General features: G+C 72.0%; 20 protein-coding genes and 1 tRNA gene. 3 read left to right on the plus strand and 18 right to left on the minus strand.

From position 1 onward, the window contains the following. Positions 1-87: 87 nt before the first annotated feature. Both ACTT8P_RS30640 and ACTT8P_RS30645 read right to left on the minus strand, forming a co-directional pair. Positions 88-1647, minus strand: a complete 1560-nt coding sequence (locus tag ACTT8P_RS30640; protein WP_442835057.1) for an MFS transporter — start codon at positions 1645-1647, stop codon at positions 88-90. A 605-nt stretch (positions 1648-2252) separates the two neighbouring features. Then, positions 2253-2855, minus strand: a complete 603-nt coding sequence (locus ACTT8P_RS30645; RefSeq protein ID WP_442835033.1) for a TetR/AcrR family transcriptional regulator — start codon at positions 2853-2855, stop codon at positions 2253-2255. A gap of 105 nt (positions 2856-2960) precedes the next feature. Here ACTT8P_RS30645 and ACTT8P_RS30650 point away from each other — a divergent pair, with 105 nt between their 5' ends. Then, positions 2961-3548, plus strand: a complete 588-nt coding sequence (locus tag ACTT8P_RS30650) for a TetR/AcrR family transcriptional regulator (protein WP_442835034.1) — start codon at positions 2961-2963, stop codon at positions 3546-3548. A 504-nt stretch (positions 3549-4052) separates the two neighbouring features. On the opposite strand, the gene ACTT8P_RS30655 is transcribed toward ACTT8P_RS30650, so the two are convergent. Then, a complete protein-coding gene (locus tag ACTT8P_RS30655; RefSeq protein WP_442835035.1) occupies positions 4053-4484 on the minus strand; it encodes a hypothetical protein in 432 nt (143 codons plus the stop codon). Positions 4485-4734: 250 nt separating this feature from the next. Between ACTT8P_RS30655 and ACTT8P_RS30660 the strand changes: the two genes are divergently transcribed. Then, complete coding sequence (locus tag ACTT8P_RS30660) at positions 4735-5148, plus strand: hypothetical protein (protein ID WP_442835036.1); 414 nt, start codon at positions 4735-4737, stop codon at positions 5146-5148. Between the two features lie 122 nt (positions 5149-5270). On the opposite strand, the gene ACTT8P_RS30665 is transcribed toward ACTT8P_RS30660, so the two are convergent. The 6 genes from ACTT8P_RS30665 to ACTT8P_RS30690 form a co-directional block, all read right to left on the minus strand. After that, positions 5271-5344: transfer RNA gene (locus tag ACTT8P_RS30665), tRNA-Pro, on the minus strand. A gap of 95 nt (positions 5345-5439) precedes the next feature. Continuing rightward, on the minus strand, positions 5440-6519 hold the full coding sequence (locus ACTT8P_RS30670; protein ID WP_442835037.1) for an Ldh family oxidoreductase: 1080 nt from the start codon (positions 6517-6519) through the stop codon (positions 5440-5442). Between the two features lie 19 nt (positions 6520-6538). After that, positions 6539-8251: a thiamine pyrophosphate-dependent enzyme gene (locus ACTT8P_RS30675; RefSeq protein WP_442835038.1), complete on the minus strand. Its 1713-nt coding sequence runs from the start codon at positions 8249-8251 to the stop codon at positions 6539-6541. Between the two features lie 12 nt (positions 8252-8263). Next, positions 8264-9124 carry an amidohydrolase family protein gene (locus ACTT8P_RS30680; protein WP_442835039.1) on the minus strand — a complete coding sequence of 287 codons (861 nt, stop codon included), beginning with the start codon at positions 9122-9124 and terminating at the stop codon, positions 8264-8266. Between the two features lie 142 nt (positions 9125-9266). Further along, positions 9267-10466 carry an L-2-hydroxyglutarate oxidase gene (lhgO, locus tag ACTT8P_RS30685; protein WP_442835040.1) on the minus strand — a complete coding sequence of 400 codons (1200 nt, stop codon included), beginning with the start codon at positions 10464-10466 and terminating at the stop codon, positions 9267-9269. 83 nt (positions 10467-10549) lie between these two features. Further along, on the minus strand, positions 10550-11998 hold the full coding sequence (locus ACTT8P_RS30690) for an aldehyde dehydrogenase family protein (RefSeq protein ID WP_442835041.1): 1449 nt from the start codon (positions 11996-11998) through the stop codon (positions 10550-10552). 225 nt (positions 11999-12223) lie between these two features. On the opposite strand from ACTT8P_RS30690, the gene ACTT8P_RS30695 reads away from it, so the two are divergent. Beyond that, positions 12224-12511, plus strand: coding sequence for a putative quinol monooxygenase (locus ACTT8P_RS30695; protein WP_442835042.1), 288 nt, complete (start codon positions 12224-12226; stop codon positions 12509-12511). A 76-nt stretch (positions 12512-12587) separates the two neighbouring features. Here ACTT8P_RS30695 and ACTT8P_RS30700 read toward each other — a convergent pair whose 3' ends face one another. The 9 genes from ACTT8P_RS30700 to ACTT8P_RS30740 all read right to left on the minus strand — a co-directional run bounded on the left by ACTT8P_RS30700 (position 12588) and on the right by ACTT8P_RS30740 (position 20599). Continuing rightward, on the minus strand, positions 12588-13592 hold the full coding sequence (locus ACTT8P_RS30700; protein ID WP_442835043.1) for a methionine synthase II (cobalamin-independent)-like protein: 1005 nt from the start codon (positions 13590-13592) through the stop codon (positions 12588-12590). 2 nt (positions 13593-13594) lie between these two features. After that, positions 13595-14089 (minus strand): GlcG/HbpS family heme-binding protein, encoded by a 495-nt coding sequence (locus tag ACTT8P_RS30705; RefSeq protein ID WP_442835044.1) that lies wholly within the window; start codon positions 14087-14089, stop codon positions 13595-13597. Then, entirely contained in the window at positions 14086-14874 is a 789-nt protein-coding gene (locus tag ACTT8P_RS30710) for an alpha/beta fold hydrolase (RefSeq protein WP_442835045.1), read from the minus strand. Before ACTT8P_RS30710 ends, ACTT8P_RS30705 begins: the two co-directional genes overlap by 4 nt. 25 nt (positions 14875-14899) lie before the next feature. Continuing rightward, positions 14900-15271, minus strand: a complete 372-nt coding sequence (locus ACTT8P_RS30715) for a VOC family protein (protein ID WP_442835046.1) — start codon at positions 15269-15271, stop codon at positions 14900-14902. After that, positions 15268-16041: a fumarylacetoacetate hydrolase family protein gene (locus tag ACTT8P_RS30720; protein WP_442835047.1), complete on the minus strand. Its 774-nt coding sequence runs from the start codon at positions 16039-16041 to the stop codon at positions 15268-15270. Before ACTT8P_RS30720 ends, ACTT8P_RS30715 begins: the two co-directional genes overlap by 4 nt. Next, on the minus strand, positions 16038-17486 hold the full coding sequence (locus ACTT8P_RS30725; protein ID WP_442835048.1) for an NAD-dependent succinate-semialdehyde dehydrogenase: 1449 nt from the start codon (positions 17484-17486) through the stop codon (positions 16038-16040). The genes ACTT8P_RS30720 and ACTT8P_RS30725 overlap by 4 nt, the downstream gene beginning before the upstream one ends. 39 nt (positions 17487-17525) lie before the next feature. Beyond that, positions 17526-18443: a VOC family protein gene (locus tag ACTT8P_RS30730; protein WP_442835049.1), complete on the minus strand. Its 918-nt coding sequence runs from the start codon at positions 18441-18443 to the stop codon at positions 17526-17528. Positions 18444-18548: 105 nt separating this feature from the next. Beyond that, a complete protein-coding gene (locus tag ACTT8P_RS30735; protein WP_442835050.1) occupies positions 18549-19460 on the minus strand; it encodes a LysR family transcriptional regulator in 912 nt (303 codons plus the stop codon). 176 nt (positions 19461-19636) lie between these two features. After that, positions 19637-20599, minus strand: coding sequence for a sugar ABC transporter substrate-binding protein (locus ACTT8P_RS30740; protein ID WP_442835051.1), 963 nt, complete (start codon positions 20597-20599; stop codon positions 19637-19639). Positions 20600-20664: the final 65 nt, after the last annotated feature.

Below are 20664 nucleotides of genomic sequence, written 5' to 3' on the forward strand. Positions count from 1 at the left end.
CCCCCCCCCCCCCCCCGCCGCGCCGGGTCCGCCGCACGGGGGTCGGCGGACCCGGCGCCCATCACCACGTGGACGCCGTACGGGGGTTCAGTTCGCGTCGGCCGGGGCCGGACCCGCGGCCGGCCGGGTCATCGCGGCGGCCTCGGCCACCGGACCGTGCGCCGGCCGTTTGCGTACGCCGATCAGGGCGACGGCGACCACCGCGGCCACCAGCATGCCCACCCCGCCGACCAGGGCGCAGGTCTGGAGCGCGTCGGTGAAACTGGCGCCGTACGCCGCCCGGTAGGCGGCCGTGGCCGCGTCGGTGCCGAGCTGGAGGTGGGCGCCGGCCTCGATGCCGGCGTCGTGCACGATGCCCAGCGTCTTGCCCTGGTCGGCCGGTGCGAGGTCGGTGGCGGCGAGATGGCCGGGCAGCGCGTCCAGGGTGCGGCTCGCGAGGACCACGCCGAAGACGGCCGGGCCGAGCGCGCTGCCTATCTGGCGCAGGGCGCTGTTGGCGGCGCCCGCGGTGCCCGCCAGCCGGTAGGGCAGGCTGTCCATGGTGATCGTGGTGATGGGCGCCATGGCGAGCGCGATGCCGACGCCGAACACGGCGATGACCAGGGCGGCGGTACCGGTCCCGGTGGTGGCGTCGAAGACGGTGACCAGCAGGGCACCGACGCCGCCGAGGAGCAGGCCGGTGACCAGCAGCAGCCCGGGGGCGGTCCGGTTCATCAGCCGGCCGACGACGGGACCGAGCAGGACGGTGAAGCCGTTGACGGCCAGCAGCCGGACGCCGATGTCCAGGGTCGAGGCGCCGTGCACCAGACCGAAGTACAGGCTCAGCGTGTAGACCAGGCCGACCTGGGCGAAGAGGGTGACGCCCATGACGACGGCGGCGCCGGAGAAGGCCGGCGACTTGAACAGCCGCATGTCCAGCATGGGGCAGGGGGACCGCAGTTCCACCAGGACGAAGGCGGGCAGGGCCAGCGCCGCGATCACGAAGCCGGCCACGGTGTGCGGGGCGCCCCAGCCGTCGACGCCGCCCTCGATGACGGCGTACACCAGCGCGGTGATCGCGACGACGGCGAGGAGCTGTCCGGGGATGTCGAGGTGGCGCTCGCGCTGGGCGCGGGACTCGGTGAGCAGGGTCAGGCCGGCCGCGGCGGTGCCCGCGGCGACGACCAGCGCCGGCAGGAACATCCAGCGCCAGCCGGTCTCCGCCAGGATCGCCCCGTTGATCAGCGGGCCGAGGGCCAGGCCGAGGCCGAGGGCGGCGGTCCACGCCGCGATGGCGCGGGCGCGTTTGCCCGGGTCGGGACAGACGTGGCTGATCAGGGCGAGGGTGGCGGGCAGCAGACACGCGGTGCCGACGCCGGTGAGCGCCTGGCCGACGCAGACCTGGACGACGCTGTTCGCGGTGAGGCAGACGGCGGAGCCGACGCAGAAGAACGCCAGGCCGGCCAGGTAGACCTTCTTGCGGCCGTACAGGTCGCCGACCATGCCGCAGGTCAGCAGGAGGGCGGCGGTCGGCAGGATGAACGCGTCGGTGATCCATTGCAGACCGGCGGTGTCGGCGTCCAGGGCCTCGTGCAGCACCGGCAGGGCGGTGGAGACGCCGACGACCGGCAGGTAGGAGACGAAGACCCCGAGGCAGGCCAGGACGATGGTGGCCGTGGCGTGCCGGGGCGGGACGGGGGCCGGGGCGGGACGGGGGCCGGGGCGGGACGGGGCGGGAGCGGGGAAGCAGTGGTCGACATTGACACCTTCCGGGGGTGGTGACCGGCCGTGGGGGCGTGCCTTGCGCCGCCGCGCGCGGGCACGCCGGCTCGGATCACCGTGGACGTGAGCCGGCTCTGATCTGGGGGGGGTGTTCCGGACCGTATACCTCCGGACCCCGCCGGGAGATGCCGTTGGGCCTGCAACCAAAGGTGAACGACGGCGGGGTTCGGGAGCGGGGGCCGGGGCCGCGGCCGGGTTGCGGCGTGTGACCGGCGGGCCGGGCCGTGGAGTGGCGGGCCTCGGTCGGCCGCGTGCCGGGTCGTGGCGTGCCGGCCGCGACGGGCGGGGCCGCGCCGGGCAGGGGGACGACCGTCTCCGTCGGGCGGCCGGCCAGGTCGGACGAGGAGTCGCCGTGACGGTCGGGAGCGTGCGGCCGTACCGACGCCGCGACGCGAGGGTGTCCGCGGGCGTCCGGGCCGGCTGGGACCGGGGCGGTGGCCGCACTCGCCGTTCGCCCGCCCGGAGATCCTCGCGGCGCGGCTTCGTTCCGGTCAGGTCCGGGTCAGCGCCCTGCGCCAGTGCTCGGTGACGTGGGCGCGCAGCCGCTCGGTGTCGGTGTTCCCGGGGTCGACGAGGTGGTGCATGCCGAGTCCGCGCAGCTGGGCGAAGATGGCCGTCGCCGTCGCCTCGGGTGCCACGTCGGGGCGCACCGTCCCCTCGGCGATGCCCGCGGTGAGCTCCTCGCGCAGGTCCGCGCGGAACGCCTCGCCCCGCTCGCGGAAGACGGGGGCCAGGTCCGGTGCCGTGGCGGCTTCGGCCCACAGCAGCAGGAAGACGCGGTTCAGCACGCTCATGCGGCCGAGCTGTCCGACGTATCCGTCGATCAGGCGCAGCAGGCGGTCCAGTCCGGGCGGCAGGCCGTCGAGTCCGGGGACGAAGCCCGCCTGGGCGGTGCGGGCCAGGCGGGCGACGAGGGCCTGCTTGGTGCCGAAGTGGTGGGTGACGAGCCCTCGGCTGTAACCGGCTCGTTCGCCCACGCGTGCCAGCGTCAGCGAGCGCACACCCTGCTCGTCGATCAGTTCGGCGGCGGCCATGAGCAGCGCGGCCTCGGCCTCCGCGCGGCGCTGTGCCTGGGTGCGGCGGGTGGTGGTCATGGACCGGACCCTACAACAAACTTGTCATACGACCAGCAAGTACATGAGGATGGCGGCCGGAAGGGCGCGACGAGTACGCCGCAGGACCGGAACGGAAGGCAGCGGATGACGCATCCCGCCCGTCGCGCACCGCGGTCGGACGCCCGGCAGAACCGCGCGCGCATCGTCCGGGCCGCACGCGCCGCCTTCGCCGAGAATCCCGCCGCGCCCCTGCACTCCATCGCGAAGGCGGCCGGTGTCGGCCAGGGCACGATGTACCGCCATTTCCCCGGCCGGCAGGCCCTGTTGCTCGCCGTCCACCAGGAGGAGGTCGACGCGCTCACCGACACCGCCTCGGCCCTGCTGGCCGTGCACGAGCCGCTGGAGGCGCTGCGCCTGTGGTTCGAGCACCTCGCCGCCCGCGGGAGCGGCGGGCCCGGCGCGGCGCTGGCCGTCGAGGCCGTCGCGGGCACCGGGCACGGACCGGACCGGCCGCCGGCCGTCGCCGCGCTGGACCTGCTGCTCGGCGCCGGGAAGGAGGCACGCCAGGTACGGCCGGACGCCGAGGCGGAGGAGGTCCTGCTACTGGGCTCCTGCCTCTGGCGGGCCGAGGACGGGCCCGCGGGACTGGAACGCCGGCGGCGGATGCTCACCGTCATCGTCGACGGGTTGCGCGTCCGGCACCGCGCCGGCGCTCCTCGCCCGGCGGAGTGAGGGAGAACCGATTTCAGTTGTCGGTACTCCTATGCGATGCGGGGGTGCGTTCGGGGTGCCGGGGTGACCCCCGTCGCCGTCAGGGGCGACGCCTTCCAGGAGCGGCCGGGTGCTGACCCCGGCATGGCGAAGCCAGACGTGGCCGGCGCAGTAGCCGGAGTAGATGTTCTTGCCGGCCACGGCCTTCGTGGTGGAGTGAGTCAGACTGTAGTAGGTCTCGCACGAACGCTCGTAGGGGAAGTGGCCGGGGCTGAGCCTGCCGTGTCGGAGGTTCCTGTAACTCTTCAGGGCGGACCGGGAGTGGTCGAATCCGCGGCACCGCCGGCCACCGCCCCGCCACTTCGCGGCACTTCGCCCCACCGGTCGAACGATCGGTGGGGCGAAGCAGGCAGGCCCTCGGATCGACCAACACCGTCCGGCTGCGCTCCGGGGTCCGGCACACGGTCGTGCACCACGACGCGCACACCGCCCGCCCTGTGTCAGGGCACCCTGTGCGGTCTCCGGTCAGACGCGCTTCAGGTACAGCCGTTCGCCGAAGCGCTTGCCGAACCAGATCTTCCGGTCGGCCCCGGTCCCGGCAGTCCGGGGGTTCTCATAGGTACGGGTGCCGGTGCCGCCGGGGTTCACGATGACAGTCAGACCTTCCATGCACCAGTTGTCGTCGTTGTCGACGCCGGCGAAACGAAGGTAGACCGGGTACTGGTCGGCGTCGTCGGTGTCGAGACGGGGCAGACGGGGGTCGTTGCGCGCCGCGTCAAGGACGTTGGCGCCGTCGCCGAAGATGTAGGTGTAGTTGTCGTTCGCCTCGAAGTCGTTGCGGGAGGAATCCACGTGGAACTCCCGGCCGGCGAGTCCGACGTAGACGAAACCGTTGGTGCCGGCCTCCGCGTCGTTCGCCGTCCACAGCTGCACGGTGACCTTGGTGATGTCCGCCATCTGTTCCTCCAAAGAAACACGACCTCGCACGCACGGATGCGCGGTGACGGGTCTGTTCGGCCGCACAGTCGTCTGACTGCACTGACACCAGCGTTCACGGGACTGCTGCGCGACATCAAGGCTTCGCCGTCCCGGAGCGCGGCGCACCGTGGCGCAAACACGCAACTGATGCGGAAGCACGCCACCACAGCCACCAGCCAGTACAGCCGCGAGCCGGGCGCGTACCGGTCATCTCATCTGCTCAACGCCGGTGGCGGGCGGCGAGGGCGGGGACGCGGACGGTGTGCTGGTGCGCCGCGCGTCGGGAAGTCGGGAAGTCGGGAAGTCGGGAAGTGCGGGCCTCGCCGATCCGGGCGGCGGTGCACGCGGCGAAGAGGACGACATCTGCCCAGCCGCCCACTGGGACGACGTCGTCCTCGAACTCGGCTACGCACACCTGCGCCGCCACGGCCTGCGGCACACCGGACTGACCTGGCTCGCCGGCGCAGGCGTCTCCGTCCACGTCCTGCGACGCATCGCCGGCCGCGGATCGCTCGTCACCACCCAGGGCTGCCGCCACCCCGACGTCCACAAGATCACCGCCGCCGGCGCAGCCCTCTCCGCACACCTCACCGCGGTCCGCGCCCCACGCCCGCTCCCCAGCCCGATTGTCATGACCCGCTGACCCGGGCAAGGACACCAGAACCCCCGCTGGTCCCCAACCGGTCCCCAACCGGTCCGCGTGAATGATCAAAGGCCGGTCTCGGATCTCTCCGAAACCGGCCCTCGCTCTGCGACTGTCTCCAGTCGGGACGACAGGATTTGAACCTGCGACCCCTTGACCCCCAGTCAAGTGCGCTACCAAGCTGCGCCACGTCCCGGTGAACCCGCTGGTCAAGCCTACCGTATGCGCGAGCTGGAGGAAGTCGCCGGCCGTCCCCCCTTGAGTGCGGCCGGCGACGTACAAGACCCCGGGTCAGACGGTGGCGGGCGGGGTGAGGCCGAACTTCTCGGCGGCCTCCGTCAGTTCGCGCCACACCTTGGGTGCCACCGGCACGCCGTCCGCGCCGCGCTCGGCCGCGACGGCGGCGCTGCGCTCGCCGGGGTAGTAGACGCCGGACGCGCCCTCGGCGACCGGCAGGCCCTTGAGGGTGGCCAGGGTGGTGTCCACGTTGCCGGTGAAGTCCGCCGCGCTGCCGCCGAAGGCCGCCGGGTCGACGGCGATCAGCAGGGCGTTCTGGCGGTGCTTGCGGCCGGCCGGGTCGTCCGAGTGGAAGGCGGCGAAGATCGGCGCGCCGACCAGGACGCTGGTGAGCAGTTCGAAGGCCAGCGACATGCCGGAGCCCTTGGCGCCGCCCAGCGGCAGCGGCATGACCGCCTGCTCGGGGTCGGTGGTGGGGGTGCCGTCCGCCGTCGCGGCCGCGTTCTCCGGGAGCGGGGTGCCGTTCGCCTTGGCCTGGCGGATCTTGCCGAGCGCGATGGTGGCCGTCGCCATGTCCAGCAGCAGCGGGGCGTGGTCGGCGGCCGGCACGGCGATGGCGAGCGGGCTGGTGGCGACCGCCGCGCCCTTGACGCCGGTGTAGCCCATGTTGGGCATGCCGGCCACGAAGCCGAGGCCGACCAGGCCCTGTTCGGCGATCTTCGAGACGTAGTAGCCGATGGCGCCGGTGTGCACGGTGTTGCGTACGCCGACGGAGGCGATGCCGAAGGCGCGGGCCCGCCGGGCCGCCTCGTCGGCGGCGGCGCTCAGGGCGACCGGGCCGGGGGCGCGGTCGGCGTCGATGACGGCGGCGGCCGGGGTGGTCGACTCGACCCTGAGGTCGGCCTTGGCGTTGGCCACGCCCTTGGCGAGCAGGTCGAGGTAGGCGGGCACGCGGGCCACGCCGTGCGACTCGACGCCGCGCCGGGCCGCCCAGATGAACACGTCGGCGGTGGTGGCGGCGTGCTCGGGGCGCAGGCCTCCCTTCTCCAGGAGGGCGGCGGCGAAGGCGCGCAGCGCGTCGGCGGGGACGCGGACCTTGCCCGGCTTCGGGGCCGGGGTCGGGGTGTCGGTCATGGTGCTCAGGTCTCCTGGGTCAGCGGGTGACGAGGACGTCGACGACGGCGGTGGTGCCCTCCGCCACCGCCTTCAGCGCGCGCTCCAGGGCGGGCGCGAGGGCGTCGGTGGTGTCGACGGTCTCGGTGTGCATACCGAAGGGTTCGGCGAAGGCCGCGAGCCGGGGCAGGCGGTGCAGGTCGGTGCCGAGCCACTCGCCGGTGCCGGCCGCCGCGCCGTCGGGGTAGAAGCGGCGGTGGTTGAGGTTCATCGACTTGTAGACACGGTTGTTGAAGACCACGATCAGCACCGGCAGATCGTAGGTGTTCGCCGCGTCGTAGGACTGGATCACCGGGTTGTAGGTGAAGGCGCCGTCGCCGATGGTGAGGACCACCGGGCGGTCCTTCGCGGCGAGTTTGACGCCGAGCGCGACCGCGATGCCCTGGCCGAGGCCGCCCTGCACGTAGAAGTACGAGTCGGGGGCGTCGGTCCGCAGGTGCCGCTTGACGGCCTTGCTGTGGGTGATGGTCTCGTCGACGACGATGCCGTCCCGGCCGTCCAGCAGCTTGCGGAGGGTGGCCGCGACCAGCACGGGGTCCACTCCCTCGGACTGTTCGGCCTTCGTCTCGGCGGCGGTGATCGCCGTCTGTTCGGCGGCGTGCCGCTCCGCCTGGGCGGCGCGGCGCGCGGCCACCGCCGTCCCGTCCAGGTCCTTGGCCCGCTTGGCGAGCTGGCGCAGGGTGTTGGCGACGTTGCCCTCCAGGTACACGTCGGCGAACAGCACCTGGTAGACGACGTGCGGGCGCTGCGGCACCTGGTCGATGACGACGATCTTCGCCTTCGACGGCTTGCGGCTCGGCGGGTAGAACGGGGCCCGGCAGTTGACCAGGAGGATCAGGTCGGCCTCGTCCATCCAGGGGCCGATGTCGCTGCCGGCGTGCAGCGGGTGGGTGCGCGGGAAGTTGGCGCACACCGCCGAGTCCGGCTCGACGACAGGGATGCCCCACGCCTCGGCGAAGGCGAGGAGGGATGCGAAGCCGCCGGCCTCGCGGCCTGCGGTCTCCGTGACGACGACCGGGTTCTTCGCCTCGCGGATCAGTTGCGCGACCGGGTCGACCTCCTCGGGCGAGGAGTGCGTGGCGCCCGGCTTGACGACGGGCTTGGCCTCGCGGCCGTCCCAGTCCTCCAGCAGGATCTCCAGCGGGATGTTCAGGTAGGCGGGGCCGGCCGGGGCCCGCCAGGCCAGCTCCGCGGCCCGGGTGATCATGGTGGGCAGGGTGGAGATGTCCGCGGCCTCGTTGGCCCACTTGGTGAACGGCTGGGCCACGTGGTGCGGGCCGCCCACGATGGACAGGTTGCGGTACCACTGGCCGCCCGGGTCCTGGCCGGGGCCGTCGCCGTAGGTGGTCGACTCCGAGGAGGTGACCACCATCGGGACGCCGGCCAGCAGCGCGCCGTGCACGGCCATGGAGCCCTGGAGCAGCCCGGGGGCGGCGTGCAGCAGCACGCCCTGCGGGCGGCGCTCGACAAGCCCGTAGCCGGTGGCCATGCCGACCGCCACCGTCTCGTGGGTGAGGTCGAGGTAGGTCGGGGCCGGCTCGCCGTCGCGGTGCCGGCGGGCCAGTGACTCCCACACCGGGGCCCATTCCGACCCCGATGAGCAGAAGAGGTACTCGGCGCCGACGGCGTTGAAGGCGGAGACGACGGCGTCACCGCCGTCGGCGCCCGGCCTGTTCTGGGGGGTGTCCGTCATCTCGGGTCGTCCTCAGCCTTCGTACGGCCAGTTCAGGACCTCGGAGATACCGCGGCCCATCATCCATTCAAGCTCCTCGGGCGTGAAGTCCCAGTGCTTGGTGAACTGCTCGATGGTGTCGGTGTAGGTGATGCCGTGGCCCAGCAGGCGGGTGATGTCGGTGCCGTAGAAGCAGCGCTGCGGCCCCATCTTGTCGACCATCTCGCGCACGTACTTCTGGATGTTCATGTTGGGGAACGGCTGCGTGGAGTAGCCCGGCAGCGCCGAGACCTTCACGTAGATGTTCGGGTGGGCGGCCAGGTCGGCGGTCTCCGAGACCCAGTAGCCGATGGCGTCGTCGGCGCAGCGGGCCATGATGCCCATGTGGTCGATGATGATCTTCAGCTCGGGGTGCTTGGCGGCGATCTCGCCCAGCTCGCGCTTCCAGATGGGCGCGTGCACCATCGTGGGGATGCGCAGTTCCTCGGCGATCGGCCAGTACCAGTCGTTGGTGCCGTCGATCATCCAGTTGCGGTCCTGCGGGCGGTGGAAGGTGAGCCGGGTGCCCTTGATGTGCGGGTTCTGGGCGAAGTCCTTCAGCATCGCGGTGCCCTCGGCCTCGTTGTCCTGGGGGACGCGGGCCATGACGCCGAAGCGGTCGGGGTGCGCCTCGCACGCCTCCAGGGCGTAGTCGATGCGGTTGCCCTCCCAGGACGGCGGGAGGATCAGCGCGCGGTTGACGCCGGCCTCGTCCATCAGCTCCAGCGCCTCCTCGTAGGAGAAGGCCTCCTCGCGGTGGCCGTTGAGGCGGATGCGCTCGCGGGCGCCGGGGACCCAGGGGCGGTCCGGGGTCTCTTCCTTCCAGATGTGGATCTGGGTGTCGACGACGAACATGTCGGGAACTCGCTTCCGTGTAGGGGCGTGGTGCGGTGGTGCGTAAGGAACGCTAGGCGGGTGCCGGGGTCTTGCCGAGAGCCCGGGACGCAAGCTGTTGTTGCGCGAAAACGTGCCGTACGCAGGGCATTCTCAGATTGCGTCAGGCGTCGCCGAAGACCGCGCCGACGATGTGCTCGGCGATCGCCATGGAGGCGGTGGCGGCCGGTGACGGCGCGTTGCGCACGGCGGTGATCCGGCCGGCCTGGTGGATGCGGAAGTCGTCCACGAGGGTGCCGTCCCGGTCCAGCGCCTGGGCCCGGACGCCCGCTCCGCCGCGCACCACGTCCTTGGCGCCGACCCCGGGAACGTAGCGCCCCGCGTCGCGCATGAAGGCGGTGGTGGACAGCGAGCCGCGGTACTCCTTGACGCCGGTGCGCCAGTGCTGGGCGGCCATCTTCCAGGAGCCGGGGTAGGCGGCGAGGCCGAGCAGGTCGCGCGGGGAGATCCGGGCCAGCTTGTAGCCCTCCCGGGCGAGGGCGAGGACGGCGTTCGGGCCGACCTCGACGGTGCCGTCGACGCGCGGGGTGAAGTGCACGCCGAGGAAGGGGTAGCGCGGGTCGGGCACCGGGTAGATCAGGCCGCGCACCAGGTGCGTGCGGTCCGGCTTGAGCAGCATGTACTCGCCGCGGAACGGGACGATCCTCGGTTCCCGCTTGTCCTGGGCCAGCCTGGCCACGGTGTCCGACTGGAGGCCGGCGCACAGGATCAGCCGGTTCACCTTCACGCGCCGCTGGCCGGAGGCGACCTCGATGCCGCCGGGCACGTTGGTGATACCGGTGACCGGGAAGCCGAGCGTCACCTCGCCGCCGGACGCGGCGATGTCCTTGGCGAACTCGCGGGCGACCGCCGGGTAGTCGGTGATCGCGGTGCGCGGCGAGTGCAGGGCGGCCAGGCCGCCGGCGTTCGGCTCCAGCTCCTTGATCTCGTCCTTGGAGACCTCGCGCAGGTCGGGCACGTGGTTGTTCTTGGCCCGGGTGTAGAGGTCCGCCATCCGGCCCAGCTCGTCCTGGCGGACCGCCATGACCAGTTTGCCGATCTCCCGGTAGGGCAGGCCCCGCTCCTGGCAGTACTCGCGCAGCAGGGCCACCCCGCGGACGGTCAGGTTCGCCTTGAGGCTGCCCGGGGTGTAGTAGATGCCGGCGTGCACGACGCCCGAGTTGTGGCCGGTCTGGTGCAGCGCGACCTGCTGCTCCTTCTCGAACACCAGGACGCGGGTGCCGGGCCGCCTGAGAGCGATCTCACGCCCCAGGGCCAGCCCGACGATGCCGGCGCCCACGATGCCGATCGTCTCGTCAGCCATCGGCATCCTCCTTTCTCAAAAACGTGCTCGCACGTACTCACTCAGACGTACTCACTCACACGTGCTCGCGCGTACTCACGCGCTTACGCGCCGAAGTGGATGGCGACGGTCTTCACGCGGGTGGAGAAGCTCAGCACCTCGTCGCCCTGCTCCTTGTAACCGGTACCGGAGTCGTGGAAGCCGCCGAAGGGCAGGTGCACGTCCCAGCCGGGGGTGGGGTGGTTGACCGCGACCTGGCCGCACTCGGCCTCGTCGGCGAAGCGGTGGGCGGCGCCGAGGTCGCGGGTGAAGACGGCGGCGGCCAGGCCGTACACGGAGTCGTTGACCGCCGCCACGGCCTGCGTGAAGTCGTCGACGGCGCGGACGGCGAGGACCGGGCCGAAGACCTCGTCCCGCCAGACGGCCGTCTCGGGGGTGACGTCACCGAGCACGGTGGGCCGGACGTAGCAGCCGTGCGCGCGCTCGCCCTCGGTGTCGGCGCCGCCGCCGGTGAGGACCCGGGCGCCTTCCGCGACCGCCTTCGCCAGATCCGCGAGGACGCTGTCGCGCTGCTTGGGGCTGGACAGCGGGCACAGGGTGGTGGCCGGGTCGCTGCCCGGTCCCACGGTGAGCTGCTCGACCTCGGCGACCAGCAGCCGGGTGAACTCCTCGTACACCGGCCGCTCGACGACGACCCGGCTGGTCGCGGTGCAGCGCTGCCCGGCCTGGCCGAAGGAGCCCGCGACGACGGCCTTCGCGGCGGCCGGCAGGTCGGCGTCCGCCAGGACCACGGAGGCGTTCTTGCCGCCCAGTTCGCCCTGGAAGCGGACGCCCCGGTCACCGAGGCGGCGGCGGATCGAGTTGCCGACCTCGTTGGAGCCGGTGAAGGTGATGCCGGTGATCCGGGGGTCGTCGAGGAGGGCTTCCTCGATCTCCCGGGTGCGGCCGGTCACCACGTTCAGCACCCCGGCCGGCAGGCCCGCGTCGTGCAGGGCGCGGGCGAAGTGCAGGCCGGACATCGGGGTGTCGGTGGCCGGCTTGAAGACGGCCGCGTTGCCGGTGGCCAGCAGCGGGGCGAGCTTGCGGGCCGGGGTGATCAGCGGGTCGTTCCAGGGGCTGATCACCAGGATCACGCCGATGGGTTCGCGCTGGGTGTACGTACGGGTGTCAGGGCGGGCGTCGTGCAGCAGGGTGCCGTAGCCCTGCCGGGCGAGACCGGCGTAGTAGTCCAGGAAGTCGGCGGCCTTGCCGGCCTCGCCGCGGGCCTCGGCGCGGGTCTTGCCGTTCTCGGCGGTGACGTCGGCGGCGATCGCGTCGAGCCGCTCGCGGATCAGCCGGGCGGCGTCGGTGAGGACCCGGGCCCGCTCGAAGGGGCTGGTGCGCTTCCAGCCGGCGAAACCCCGCTCGGCGTGGTCGTAGGCCCGGGTGACGTCCTTGGCGGACAGGGCCGGGACGCGGGCCACCGGGGTGCGGACGTCGGCCGGGTCGTGGACGTCGATCCACTCACCGGTCGTCACCCACTCTCCGCCCAGGAGCGTTTCCAGGTTGCGCATCAGATCACTTCCTTCATCGACCACGGCACTCGGGGCCGTGGTCCCAGCGGGTCGGCCGTGCGGGGCCGGAAGCGACAACACACCATGTCGGGGGCGGTCCACCAGCCCCGCGACGGCAGGCATTGGTTGCACCGCGCGCAGGTCGGCCCGGTGTTGATCCATGCTGGAATCTGCTGGCCGGACGGTACGCCCGACAGCAGTGACAGACCCGAGGAGAGACAGATCATGGCTTACGCAGTCGTCGCCCACTACCGCTGTGCGCCCGCCGACGCGGACGCGGTGCGAGCCGCCCTGCTGACGGCGCGGGAGGCGACCCGCGCGGAACCGGCGAACCTCGCCTACGACGTGCACGCGGTCGCGGACCAGCCCGGCGGCTTCCTGCTGTACGAGCGCTACCAGGACGCCGCCGGGTTCGCGGCGCACAAGGCGGCCCCGCACTTCAAGGAGCAGATCGTCGAGACCGTGTGGCCGCTGCTGACCGACCGGTCGGTGACCTTCGCCGAGGTGCTGTGACAGGCGCCGGGGGGGGTGACGCCTCCCCCGGCCGCCGGGCGGGCACCGAGGGACGGACCGGTGCCCCTTCCCGGGATCAGAACTCGTTGCCCCAGCAGTAACGGGCGATCGTCTCGACCAGCACCAGCTTGCGGCGCTGGTCCTCGGCGGTGAGCAGCGGCCGCGTGGCCACGTCCGCGAAGCCCCGGGACGGGGCGACGGCCGCGTCCTCCAGGTCGACGAACTCCTCCAGCGGGTCGATGCGGGACATCACCGTGTCGATGTCCTCCAGCTCCGGCCGGGTCGCGTCGACCACGCCCAGGCAGAAGTCCCGCTCCTCGGGCAGCGCCCGCACCAGGTCGGTCTCGGCGGCGGTGCCCCGGTCGAAGGGGAGCACCCAGCGGTCGGCCGGGATCGCGGCGTACATCCGCTCGGCGCGGGCCCGGTCCACCGCGGCCGGGGCGGCCCAGCCGGGGGCCACGCCGATGCGTACCCCCTCGGGGCGCTCGTCCAGGCGTACCGCGAGGGCGTCCACGGCAAGGGCGTCCGCGAAGGACAGCGCGCCGCCGGGGGCCGGTTCGGTGCCGGTCTGGGCGAGCAGCAGCGGGTTGTTCAGCTGGATCAGGCGGACGCCCTTGGTGACCAGCAGGGCGATCTCCGCCTGGACGATCTCCGCGAGGGCCTCGCCCAGTTCCCGGGCGGAGGAGACACCGAGACCCGGCTGGTACGTGGTGGCGGCGAGGTAGGCCGGGGAGGGCAGCGACACCTTGGGGGCGATCACCGTCTGCTCGGCGAGCTGGGCGACCCGGTCGGCGAGCAGCGGGCCACCGGCCTTCGGCAGCGCCTCGGCGACCCAGCGGACCAGGCCGTCCGGGTCCGCCTCGTCGGTGCGGCGGAAGCCGGTGACACCGTCGAGGACGGCGCCGCGGAAGTCCTCGCGGGGGAAGTCGCCGTCGGTGACCACGGTGGAGCGCAGGGCGCGCTGGTAGCCGACGGCCTCGCGGACCGCGGCCGCCACCGACTCCGGGTCACCGGGCACCAGGCCGGCCGGGCGGACCAGGCTGCCGTGGTGGTCGATGCGGTAGTTGAACGTGTCCGCCATGGTCAGCTCTCCTTACCGGAACCGGAACCGGAACCGGAACCGGCCGGCTTGCCGGCGACGCCCCAGGCGGCGAACTCCAGCTCGTAGCCGAGGGAGGCGAGCACCTCGTCGGCGATGACCTGGTCCTCGTCGGCGGTGCCGCCGGCGATGCCGAGGCCGCCGATGATCTCGCCGTCCTTCTGGATGGTGACGCTGCCGTCGGTGGCCATGATCGGCATCGCCGCGCCGGGCAGCTGGGAGAGCTGGGAGAAGAACACCGGCTGGCTCTCCTGCCACTTCTTCAGCATCTTCCCCGGGCGCTGCATCACGGCGGCGGTGTACGCCTTGGCGCGGGCGATGTCGGGGGTGAGCGGGCGGGCGCCGTCGGGGCGGCGGATCGCGACGACGAAGCCGCCGGCGTCGACCACGGCGACGCTCACCGCCTTGCCGATGGCCTGGGCGCGCTGCTGCGCGGCCTCGATGATCTCCTCGGCGGCGTCGAGGCTGATGTTGCTCATACGGCGGCTTCCTTCGGGGCGGTGAGGGTGCGGCGCAGCCGGGCGACGGCCGCGTTGTACGGCTCGGGCGTCTCCCAGTACATGGAGTGCGGGGCGCCGGGGACGATCTCCAGGTGCGAGCCGGGCAGCAGTTCGTGGGCGCGGGTGACGGTCTTGACGCCGAGCACCGCGTCCTTCTCGCCGGCCAGGAAGGCGACCTTGACGCCACAGGACTGGATCTCATCCAGGGTCGGGCCGTTGGTGTCGAGGTTGCGCAGGTCCTGCATCCTGGCCACGTTGAAGGTGCCCATCTGCTGGAACAGGAAGGTGAGATCGGCGCGTTCGGTCTGGAACGGCTTGGTCAGCAACCGGTCGACGACCGGCAGCTTGACGGCCTCGGCGCGGTCGGCGGCGGCCAGTTCCGTCAGCTCGGGGTGGCTGATGCCGCCCAGCGAGTGGCCGAGGACGACGGAGGAGACCCGGTCGGGGCGGAGCAGGCCGGCCCGCAGCGCGGCGACCGAGCCGATGGACTGGCCGACCAGCATGACGTCGGTGAGGTCCTCGGCCTCCAGGACCGCGACGACGTCACCGGGGAAGTCCTGGCCGTCGAACTCGGGCATGGAGCTGTCGGACTTGCCGAAGCCGCGCAGGTCGAGCGTGACGACGGTGAACTCGTCGCGCAGCGCGGCGACCTGCTGCCACCAGGCGGCGTGGTGGCCGCCGCTGCCGTGCACGAACAGGATCGCCGGGCCGCTGCCGTGGCGCTCGTAGTAGAGGGAGGTGCCGTCGGAGTCGGCGTAGGGCATGGGATGAACTCCTGGGTGCGCGGGCTCAGTTGGGGCGCTTGGCGTGGTAGACCAGCTCGATCATGGTGTGGTCGGGGTCGTGGATGTAGCAGAACTTGGACTGGTTCTCGGGGCGCTGGATGGGCCGGGTGTGCCGGATGCCCAGTTCCTTGAGGTGGGCGAGGAACTCGTCCCAGTCCTCGACCTCGACGGCGAAGTGGTAGGGCGCCATGCGCTCCATCTCCTCGACCGGGGTGAAGTGCAGGTCGAAGTTGCCGCGGGTCATCAGCACCACACGGGTGTTGGACTTGGGCATGATCCGCTTCATGCCGAAGACCTTGGTGTACCACTCGGCGGTGCGGTCGGGGTCGGTGGTGGGGAAGTTGACGTGGTGGATGTAGCGGGGTGCTGCGGTCATGACGCGTTCCCTTCGAGGTGTACGGGGTTGGAGAGGGTGCCGATGCCGCTGATCTCGACGTCGACGGTGTCGCCGGGTTCGAGCTGGCAGACGGACTCGGCGCCCATCCAGAGCACGTCACCGGGGTGCATGGTGATGTGCTTGGTGATCTCGACGATGTGGTCGAAGGGGTCGAAGACCATGTCGCCGGTGGCGAACTCGGCGCGGGTGACGCCGTTGACGCGGAGCGTGGTGGTCTGGGCGAGGGCGTCGACGTCGGTCTCGATCCAGGGGCCCATGGGTTTGAAGGTGTCGCTGTTCTTGCTGCGCCAGAACGAGCGGTCCTGGTGCTGCCAGGTGCGGGCGCTGATGTCGTTGCCGACGGTCCAGCCGAAGACCGCCTCGCGGGCCTCGTCGTGGGTGGCGCGGCGCAGGGTGCGGCCGATGACGGCGACGAGTTCCGGCTCGGCCTCGAACCGCCCGGTCACCTCGGCCGGTTTGACGATCGGCGAGCGGTGGCCGGTGAGCGCGTTGTTGGCGCGGTAGCCGGCCTCGGGGCGTACGGGGGTGGCGGCGCCGGCGTGGGCGATGTGCCGGGGGTAGTTCATGCCGACGGCGTAGAAGACGGGCGGGATCACCGGCGGCAGCCAGTGCGCGCCCTCGCGCGGCACTGTGCCGATGACGTCGGTGTCCGTCTCCTCCAGCGGGGAGCCGGACAGCAGCTCGATGTCCCGCTCCCCCACCCGGCCCCACAGGGCCCGGCCGCCGGCCGAGACGCGCGCGTACCTCATGGCACCAGCAGGTGGGAGACGCGCTTGGTGACCAGGTAGGCGTCCAGCGCCTCGGGGCCGCCCTCACGGCCGTAGCCGCTGTCCTTGACGCCGCCGGAGGGGGCCTCGTGCACGGAGCCGCCGCAGTGGTTGAGGGACAGGATGCCCGCCTCCAGCTCGGCCGACAGCTTCTCGGCGGTGGCGGCGGAGTCGGTGAAGCCGTAGGCGGCCAGTCCGTAGGGGAGGCTGTTGGCGAGCGCGAGCGCCTCGTCCAGGTCGCGGAAGGCGACGATCGGCGCGAGCGGCCCGAACGGCTCCTCGCTCAGCAGCTCCGCCTCCTCGGGTACGTCGGTCAGGACGGTCGGCGCGAAGAAGTAGCCGGGGCGGTCCAGGCGCTCGCCGCCGGTCAGGAGCTTGGCGCCGCGGGCGACGGCGTCGGCGGTGAGGCGCTCCATGGCCTTCAGGCGGCGTTCGTTGGCGAGCGGGCCCATGCCGGTGGCCGCGTCCAGGCCGTCGCCGACGACGACCGCCTCGGCGGCCTTGACGAACTCGGCGGTGAACTCCTCGACGATCGACTCGTGGACCAGGAAGCGGCTGGGCGAGGTGCAGACCTGGCCGGCGTTGGCCCACTTGGCCTGGGCGGCCTTGCGGGCGGCCGTCACCGGGTCGGCGTCGGCGCAGACGATCACCGGGGCGTGGCCGCCCAGCTCCATCAGGGACGGCTTCATGACCTGGCCGGACTGGGCGGCCAGCAGCTTGCCGACCGGTACCGAGCCGGTGAAGGCGACCAGCCGGGTCACCGGCGAGGAGATCAGGTGCGCGGAGACCTCGGCGGGCTCGCCGAAGACGAGGTTGAGGACACCGGGTGGCAGGCCGGCGTCGGCGTAGCAGCGGACCAGTTCCATCGCGGTGGCCGGGGTCTCCTCGGACGCCTTGATGACCAGCGAGCAGCCGGCCGCGAGGGCGGAGGAGATCTTGCGGTTGGGGCCGCCGACCGGGAAGTTCCACGGCACGAACGCGGCCACCGGGCCGATCGGCTCGCGGCGCACGGTCAGGACCGTGCCGGGGTCGGTGGGGATGATGCGGCCGTAGGCGCGGCGGGCGTCGTCGGCGTGCCAGCGCAGGGTGCCGGCGGTGCGGCGGGCCTCGCCGGTGGACTCGCGCAGCGGCTTGCCCTGCTCCTGGGTGGAGATCCGGCCGATCCCGGCGGCGCGCTCGGCGATCAGGTCGGCGGCGGCGTGCAGGATGCGGGTGCGCTCGGTGACGGGGGTGGCGCGCCACACCTGGAAGCCCTGGGCGGCGGCGTCGAGCGCGCGGTCCAGGTCGGCGGTGGTGGCCAGCGGTACGTCCCCGATCACCTCTTCGGTGGCGGGGTCGACGATCGGGGCGGTCCGTCCGGTCGCGCCCTGGCACCACTCGCCCGCGATGTACATGCGGACGGCGGGGTAGCCGTGGTCGGTGGTCATGGGTGGGTGCCCTCTCAAAGGGTTCAGGCTCAAGGGGGTTCAGGAGGCGGGGGCGTCCTGGTCGCGGTTGGTGCGCAGGGCCCAGATGTGGTGCGGCGGGGTCTCCTGGTGCACGCGGGTCTCGTAGGTGTCGTCGACCCGGTCCATGTCGGCGGCGTACTCGACGCGTCCGCCGCACGGGGCGTGCAGGAAGCGGAAGACGTTGGAGCCGACGGTGTGCCGGCCCAGCTTGCGGGCCTCCCGCCAGCCTTTCTCGATCATGTAGTTGCCGCCCTCGATGACATCGTCGAAGCCGGGCACCTCGTAGGCGATGTGGTTCATGGAGACGCGGTCGGGGCGGTGGCACAGCAGCATGGTGTGCTGGTCGTCGTCGCCGGGGGCCTGCATGAAGACGCCCATCGGTTCGACCACGTCGGTGGGGCGGAAGCCGAGGAGGGCGGTGTAGAAGGCGACGGCCTCGTCCTTGCCCTCCTTGGCGATGTTCAGGGCGACGTGGCACATGCGCAGCGGGAAGGCGCGGGTGAGCGGCTCCAGCGGCTCGTTCCAGCGGTTGACGCCGCCGAGGGTGTTGGCGCGGCGCGGGTCGACGGTGGTCTTCCTGGGCCGGGCGAGGGTGAGGCCGACGCCGAAGCCGGAGTGGTCGACGGTGTGGTGGACGCCGTCGGCGCTCGCGCGGACCTGGCGGTCGCGGGCGACGGCGGCCACCAGGCGGTCCAGTTCCTGCTGGGTGTCGACGCCCCAGACGACCTCGCGCAGGGTGGGGCCGTCCTCCACCGGGGGCGGCAGCAGGGGGTTCGGGTCGGTGTCCAGGTGCAGGGTCTGTCCGGTGCGCGTCTCGAACACGGCGTGTTCGTCGGTGCGCTCCACCAGGAAGAGACCGAAGTCCTCGAAGAAGCGGACACACTCGCCGAGGTCGTCGATGCTGTAGGTGACCGACTCAATTCGCTGGATTCCCATGGCTTCCTCGTTTCCGTCTCGCCTGGTGAGCGTAGGTTTGCGGGCGCGGGGCCTCAATGGTCCGAGGGCCGTCGAGTGCGCAACCCTTTCTTGCGCGCCCGGGGCTCAGGGGCGGATGGCCGGAATGGGGTTCTGGGAGAACCAGTCGGCGAGGAAGTCCAGGAACACGCTCACCTTGCGCGGGGTGTCCTGGCCGGGGCCGTAGATCGCGTAGAGCGGGCGGTCGGGGACGGCCAGTTCCGGCAGCAGCACCTTCAGGGCGCCGGCCGCGATGTCGTCGTGGACCGGGCGCTGGGGCAGCAGGGCGATGCCGCGGCCGTGCACGGCGGCCTTCTGGAGGGCGATGTAGGAGTTCGACGAGAAGGCGATGTTGCGGATCTTGTGCAGGGTGCTGGCGTGGCCGTGGCCGATCCGCCAGACCGGGTCGTTGACGTGCACCAGGCAGTCGTGGTGGGCGAGGTCGTTGGGGTGGGTCAGCGGGCCGTGCCGCTCGATGTACTCCTGCGACGCGCACAGCACGAACGGCAGCGAGGAGATCTTCTTCAGCCGGACGCTGGAATCCCGCAGGTCCCGGGTGTGGAAGGCGACGTCGAAGCCGCTGTCCAGGAAATCGTAGGTACGGTCCGACATGCCGCCCAGTTCGAAGCGGATGTGGATCTTGGGATGGGCGGCGGAGAACGCGGCGATGGCGTCGCCGAGGTCGAGGCTGCCGATCCATTTGGGGCAGATGACGCTGAGGGTGCCTTCGGCGCGGTCGTGCAGCTGGGCGATGCCGGCGTCCTCGGCCTCGATCTCGTCCAGGATGCGGGCGGCGAACTCCGCGTAGCGCTGGCCCGGCTCGGTGAGGCTGACCGAGCGGGCGGTGCGGTTGACCAGGCGGACCCCCACCTGGCGCTCCAGCTCCGCCACATGGCGGGAGACCAGGGAGCCCGACGATCCGAGCTTCTTGGCGGCTCCGCTGAAACTGCCGACCTGGGCGACGGTGACGAAGCTGTGCATGAGGAGCAAGCGGTCCATGTTTTCCTCCGGAGGCCGCTCCCCGGCCGACCGGCGTCCGCGGTACGGGGAGCGAAGGCCCGTAGCGCGGTCGGCCCGCCCCGGTGGTGGGTCCACGGGGCAGGCCGGACGTGCGGCGGGCGGGATGTGCGGCTCGGGACAGGAGCGGGGCGCCGGTGACCGGTGGGGCCCGGAAACTACTTCGGGCAGTACTGCGGAGCCTCGCTCAGGTTGTCCTTGGTGACCAAGACAAGAGGAATGTCGGAGATCTTGTCAACACCCTCTTTCTTGTCGAGCAGTCCGACCGTGCTCTGCACAGCGGTCTGGCCGATGGTCAGCGCCGAGTTGGCGACGGTGGCGGCGAGCCGGCCGTCCTCGACCGCCGCGATGCCCTCCTCGGTGCCGTTCACCGAGACGATCTTGACGTCCTTGGCGCCGGCCGCGTCGAACGCCTTGCGCACGGCGAAGGCCATCTCCTCGTTGGCGACGAAGGCGTAGTCCAGGTCGGGGTGGGCCTGGATCATGTTCTCGGCGACGTCCTGCGCCTTGGCCGGGTTGAACATGCCGGGCTGGTTGGCGACCACCTTCGCGGTCTTCGGCAGCGCGTCCTCGAACCCGCCCACCAGCAGGTCGGAGGCGGCGCCCGGGGCGCCGGCCACGATGCCGACGGTGGCGGCCTTCCCGGCCGCGTCCTTCTCGATCCACTGGGCGTCCAGCGCGCCGACCTTCTTCAGGTCGACCACGGCGGCACCGAGTACGTCGTTCATGTCGGAGGTGGCCACCGAGGTCAGGTAGATCGGGATGCCCGCGCTCTTGGCCTTGGCGATGTCGCCCTCCAGGGCGTCCACGTTGACCGTCTGCACGATCAGGGCGTCCACGTTGCGGGAGATCATGTCCTCGATGTTGGACAGTTCGGTCCCGGCGTCCTGCTTGGAGTTGGCCGAGTAGACCTTGGCGTCCTGCGCCTTGGCCTCCTGCTCGACCGCCTTGAGCAGACAGGAGTGGAAGTGCGTGTTGGAGCCGTTGACGAACCCGAGGGCGACGGAGCCTTCGGCGGCGCCCCCGCTGTCGTCGCCGGAACCGCATCCGGAGAGCACCAGGGCGGCGGCGCCGACGAGCGAGGCCAGGGCGGTGCGGCGTGAGCGGTGGGTGGGCTTCATGGTGGGTCGAGCCTTTCCTGCATCGTCGAAGAGAAGGTTCTTGCGTGTGGGGGGGGCGGCGCCGA

Source organism: Streptomyces sp. JW3, assembly GCF_052216785.1.
In the GTDB taxonomy this organism is placed as follows: domain Bacteria; phylum Actinomycetota; class Actinomycetes; order Streptomycetales; family Streptomycetaceae; genus Streptomyces.

What these genes read in the sequence shown, in the direction of transcription:
- ACTT8P_RS30710 (WP_442835045.1), bottom strand. Translation starts at nt 14,874, where the DNA reads ATGCCCTACGCCGACTCCGACGGCACCTCCCTCTACTACGAGCGCCAC.
- ACTT8P_RS30740 (WP_442835051.1), bottom strand. Translation starts at nt 20,599, where the DNA reads ATGAAGCCCACCCACCGCTCACGCCGCACCGCCCTGGCCTCGCTCGTC.
- ACTT8P_RS30700 (WP_442835043.1), bottom strand. Translation starts at nt 13,592, where the DNA reads ATGGCGGACACGTTCAACTACCGCATCGACCACCACGGCAGCCTGGTC.
- ACTT8P_RS30715 (WP_442835046.1), bottom strand. Translation starts at nt 15,271, where the DNA reads ATGACCGCAGCACCCCGCTACATCCACCACGTCAACTTCCCCACCACC.
- ACTT8P_RS30730 (WP_442835049.1), bottom strand. Translation starts at nt 18,443, where the DNA reads ATGGGAATCCAGCGAATTGAGTCGGTCACCTACAGCATCGACGACCTC.
- ACTT8P_RS30650 (WP_442835034.1), top strand. Translation starts at nt 2,961, where the DNA reads ATGACGCATCCCGCCCGTCGCGCACCGCGGTCGGACGCCCGGCAGAAC.
- ACTT8P_RS30735 (WP_442835050.1), bottom strand. Translation starts at nt 19,460, where the DNA reads ATGGACCGCTTGCTCCTCATGCACAGCTTCGTCACCGTCGCCCAGGTC.
- lhgO (WP_442835040.1), bottom strand. Translation starts at nt 10,466, where the DNA reads ATGGCTGACGAGACGATCGGCATCGTGGGCGCCGGCATCGTCGGGCTG.
- ACTT8P_RS30670 (WP_442835037.1), bottom strand. Translation starts at nt 6,519, where the DNA reads ATGACCGACACCCCGACCCCGGCCCCGAAGCCGGGCAAGGTCCGCGTC.
- ACTT8P_RS30725 (WP_442835048.1), bottom strand. Translation starts at nt 17,486, where the DNA reads ATGACCACCGACCACGGCTACCCCGCCGTCCGCATGTACATCGCGGGC.
- ACTT8P_RS30645 (WP_442835033.1), bottom strand. Translation starts at nt 2,855, where the DNA reads ATGACCACCACCCGCCGCACCCAGGCACAGCGCCGCGCGGAGGCCGAG.
- ACTT8P_RS30675 (WP_442835038.1), bottom strand. Translation starts at nt 8,251, where the DNA reads ATGACGGACACCCCCCAGAACAGGCCGGGCGCCGACGGCGGTGACGCC.
- ACTT8P_RS30680 (WP_442835039.1), bottom strand. Translation starts at nt 9,124, where the DNA reads ATGTTCGTCGTCGACACCCAGATCCACATCTGGAAGGAAGAGACCCCG.
- ACTT8P_RS30695 (WP_442835042.1), top strand. Translation starts at nt 12,224, where the DNA reads ATGGCTTACGCAGTCGTCGCCCACTACCGCTGTGCGCCCGCCGACGCG.
- ACTT8P_RS30720 (WP_442835047.1), bottom strand. Translation starts at nt 16,041, where the DNA reads ATGAGGTACGCGCGCGTCTCGGCCGGCGGCCGGGCCCTGTGGGGCCGG.
- ACTT8P_RS30655 (WP_442835035.1), bottom strand. Translation starts at nt 4,484, where the DNA reads ATGGCGGACATCACCAAGGTCACCGTGCAGCTGTGGACGGCGAACGAC.
- ACTT8P_RS30705 (WP_442835044.1), bottom strand. Translation starts at nt 14,089, where the DNA reads ATGAGCAACATCAGCCTCGACGCCGCCGAGGAGATCATCGAGGCCGCG.
- ACTT8P_RS30690 (WP_442835041.1), bottom strand. Translation starts at nt 11,998, where the DNA reads ATGCGCAACCTGGAAACGCTCCTGGGCGGAGAGTGGGTGACGACCGGT.